Origin of the sequence: Variovorax boronicumulans, assembly GCF_040544675.1 — a bacterium.
Taxonomy (GTDB): domain Bacteria; phylum Pseudomonadota; class Gammaproteobacteria; order Burkholderiales; family Burkholderiaceae_C; genus Variovorax; species Variovorax boronicumulans_D.
On record NZ_JBEPKK010000042.1, the window covers coordinates 1 to 4,374 of the forward strand.

Annotated in this window: 1 protein-coding gene; it reads left to right on the top strand. The window is 70.4% G+C overall.

Going from position 1 to position 4,374, the window contains the following annotated elements; genetic code table 11:
- On the top strand, nt 1-4,374 hold a 4,374-nt coding region (locus ABIC90_RS27250), incomplete at both ends, for an amino acid adenylation domain-containing protein (protein WP_354359842.1).

The window sequence follows — 4,374 nt, forward strand, 5'->3', positions numbered from 1 at the left end:
CGCTGCAAGCTTGCCCGGGCGTGCGCGAAGCCGTCGTGCTGGCGCGCGGCGAGGGCGCCGACAAGCAGCTGGTGGCCTACGTCACGGGTGAAGACATACAGGCACAAGCGCTGCGCGAGCAACTGGCCACCCGGCTGCCCGAGTACATGGTGCCAGCGGCCTACGTGCAACTGGAGGCGCTGCCGCTCACGCCCAACGGCAAGCTGGACCGCCGCGCGCTGCCCGCGCCGGGCGATGCGGCCTACGGCACGCGCGAGTTCGAGCCGCCGCAAGGCGAGATCGAAGAAGAGCTGGCGCAGATCTGGCAGGACCTGCTTGGATTGGAGCGCGTTGGCCGCGCCGACAACTTCTTTGCCCTGGGCGGGCACTCGCTGCTGGCCGTGCAGCTGATCGAGCGCATGCGCCGGATCGACTGGGAGCTGCCGGTGCGCGCCCTGTTCACCGCGCCCACACTGGCGGCATTGGCCGAGCAGGTCCGGCGCGCCGGTGGCGTGGTGGTGCCGCCCAACCTCATCGCCGCGGGCTGCGAGCGCATCACGCCCGAGATGCTGCCGCTGGCCACCCTGACCCAGCAGGAGATCGACACCATCGCGGCCGGCGTGGACGGCGGCGTGGCCAACGTGCAGGACATCTACGCGCTCGCCCCGCTGCAGCAGGGCATCCTGTTCCATCACCTGGCCAGCAGCGAAGCCGACCCGTACCTTCTGAATACGCTGCTGGCGTTCGACACGCGCGAGCAGCTGGACGCGTTCGTCGCCGCAATGGACCGCGTCATCGCGCGGCATGACATCCTGCGCACCGCTTTTGTCTGGCGCGGCTTGAGCGAGGCGGTGCAGGTGGTGTGGCGCCACGCAGCGCTGCCGGTGGTGCAGCTGCAGCTCGAACAGGAAGACGCCGCCGCCGAGCTGCTGCAGCGGCCGGACCTGCGGCACACGCGCATCGACGTGCAGCGCGCGCCGCTGCTGCATGCCCACGTGGCGCACGACCGGGCGCAAGGGCGCTGGCTGCTGAAGCTGCTGCACCACCATCTGGTGATGGACCACACCACGCTGGAGCTTCTGGTCGAGGAGGTGCAGGCGCACCTGGGCGGGCGCGAGCGCGAGCTGCCCGCGCCGCTGGCGTTTCGCAACTTCGTGGCGCAGGCGCGGCTCGGGCTGAGCCCGAAGGAGCACGAGGCCTACTTCAGCGCCCAGCTGGGCGACGTGGACGAGACCACCGCGCCGTACGGGCTGCTCGACGTGCGCGGGGACGGCAACGACGTGCGCGAAGTGCGCCTGGCGCTGCCGCCCGAACTGTCGCAATCGATCCGGCAGCAGGCAAAGACACTGGGCGTGAGCGCGGCCAGCTTCTTCCACCTGGCCTTCGCGCTGGCGCTCGCGAGCACCAGCGGCCGCAACGACGTGGTCTTCGCCACCACGCTGTTCGGCCGCATGATGGGCGGCGAGGGTGCGCAGCGCGCGCTGGGGCTGTTCCTGAACACGCTGCCGCTGCGGGTGAAGATCGACCGCCGCGGCGTGCGCGAGGCACTCGTGCACACCCACGCGGCCCTGGCCGAGCTGCTGGAGCATGAGCATGCACCGCTCGCGCTGGCGCAAAGGGCAAGCGGCATTGCGCATCCGGCGCCGCTGTTCACTGCGATGCTGAACTACCGCCACGCCGGCGGTGCCGAGCAGCTCGCAGTCGACGAAATCGCCCAAGCGCGGGCCTGGGAAGGCACCCGGGTGCTGCACGAGCACGAGCGCACCAACTACCCGCTGGTGCTATCGGTCAACGACGAGCATGCAGCCGGCTTCTCGCTGGACGTGCAAATGCACGCATCGATCGAACCCGAGCGGATGGCGCGACAGATGGCTGGCGCCGTCGAGCAACTGGTGCAGGCGTTGCGCGAGCTGCCCGCCACGCCGCTCGCTGCGCTGCGGACGCTGCCACCGTCGGAGCTGGAGGAACTTCGGCGCTTCAACGCCACCGACACGGCGTACCCGCAGGACCAGTGCATCCACGCGCTGTTCGAAGCGCAGGCGCAGCGCGCGCCGGACGCTGTGGCGCTGGTCTTCGAAGACGAGTCGCTCAGCTACGCCGAGCTGGACGCACGGGCCAACCGGCTGGCGCACCACCTGCAATCCTTGGGCGTGGGCCCGGACGCACGCGTGGCGCTGCTGCTCGAGCGCGGCGTGTCCATGGTCGTGGCGCTGCTGGCCACGCTCAAGGCCGGCGGCGCCTACGTGCCGCTGGACCCGAGCCACCCCGCCGAGAGGCTGGCCTTCATGCTTGAGGACTGCGCGCCGTTGGTCGTGCTGAGCGATGCCGCCTGCCTGCGCGCGCTGGCGCTGCCCGAGCAGCTGCCGGTGTGCCGGCTGGACGATCCGGCCGCGCCCTGGCTCGCGCTGCCGGGCACGGCGCCTGCGGCGGCGGGCTTGACGCCCGGGCAACCGGCTTACGTCATCTACACCTCGGGCTCCACCGGCACGCCCAAGGGCGTATTGGTGTCGCACCGCGCAGTGGTGAAGCTCATCATCAACAACGGCTACGCCGCGTTCGAGGCGACCGATCGCATCGCCTTTGTCGCCAATCCCGCCTTCGATGCGAGCACGCTGGAGGTATGGGCCCCCTTGCTGCATGGTGCCGCGGTCGTGGTGGTGGACACCGCCACCTTGCTGCAGCCGCACAGGCTCGCCGCCTACCTGACGGCCCACGATGTGAACGTATTGCATCTGACGGCTGGCTTGCTGGAGCCATATCGGCAAGCACTGGCGCCGGTGCTGCGCCGCTTGCGCTATTTTCTGACCGGTGGCGACCGCGTGAGCGTCGCGGCAGTGGCTGCGATCCTGGCCGACAGTCCCCCACGGCAGCTGATCCACTGCTACGGCCCGACCGAAACGACCACCTTTGCCAGCACGCACATCGTGCGCGAAGTACGCGAGGGTGCGCATTCGATTCCGCTCGGCCGGCCCATCGCCAACACGTGCATCCACATCCTTGGCGCGTGCGGCGAGCCGGTCCCGATCGGCGTCAGCGGTGAAATTCACGTGGGCGGTGCCGGGGTGGCCGATGGCTACCTGAACCGGCCGGAGCTGACGGCCGAGCGGTTTGTGCCCGATCCCTTTGCCGCAATACCAGGCGCGCGGATGTACCGCACCGGGGACGTGGGCCGCTGGTTGCCGGACGGCACGATCGAGTTCCTCGGCCGCAACGACCACCAGGTCAAGATCCGGGGTTTTCGCGTCGAGCTGGGCGAGATCGAGGCTGCGCTGCAAGCTTGCCCGGGCGTGCGCGAGGCCGTCGTGCTGGCGCGCGGCGAGGGCGCCGACAAGCAACTGGTGGCCTACGTCACTGGCGATGTTCCTGGCGGTGAAGACGTACAGGCACAGGCGCTGCGCGAGCAACTGGCCAGCCGGCTGCCCGAGTACATGGTGCCGGCGGCCTACGTGCAGCTGGAAGCGCTGCCGCTCACGCCCAACGGCAAGCTGGACCGCCGCGCGCTGCCCGCGCCGGGCGATGCGGCCTACGGCACCCGCGAGTTCAAGCCGCCGCAAGGGCCCATCGAGGAGACCCTCGCTGAAATCTGGCAGGACCTGCTTGGATTGGAGCGCATCGGCCGCGCGGACAACTTCTTCGAGCTCGGCGGGCACTCGCTGCTGGCGGTGCAACTGGCCTCCCGCATCCGGTCGCGGCTCGGCCTGGAAATGGCGATCGCCGAGCTGTTCGCGCAGCCCACGCTCGCTGCCTTCGCGGCGCGGCTGGCGACGGCGGCAGCCAGCGACCTGCCGGCGGTCACGCCGGCCGGGCGCGGCGCGCCGCTGCCGCTGTCGTTCGCGCAGCAGCGGCTGTGGTTCCTGGAGCAGCTCGACGAACACGCACGGCTGGCCTACCTCATGCCTTCGGGCCTGCGGCTCGTGGGGCCGCTGGACGAGTCGGCCCTGGTGCGTGCGCTCGATCGCATCCTTGCGCGCCATGAAGTGCTGCGCACGTGCTTCGTGCGCCAGGACGATGGCAGCACGGCGCAGGTGATTGCGACCGAGGATGTGGGGCTGCCGTTGCTGCGCGTGGACCTCACAGCATCGGCCGACCCCCAGGCCGAGGCCCGGCGCCACGCGCAGGAAGAAGCCGCCACCGCGTTCGACCTGTCGCGCGGCCCGCTCATCCGCGCCCGACTGCTCAAGCTGGCCGAGCAGGAGCACGTGCTGCTGGTGACGATGCACCACATCGTCTCGGACGGCTGGTCGATGGGGGTGCTGATCAACGAGTTCAGCGCCCTGTACGCCGCCTTCTCGCAGGGAAGGCCCGATCCGCTGCCCGCGCTGCCCATCCAGTACGCCGACTACGCCGTGTGGCAGCGCCGCTGGCTCGCCGGCGACGTGCTGCATCGCCAGCTGG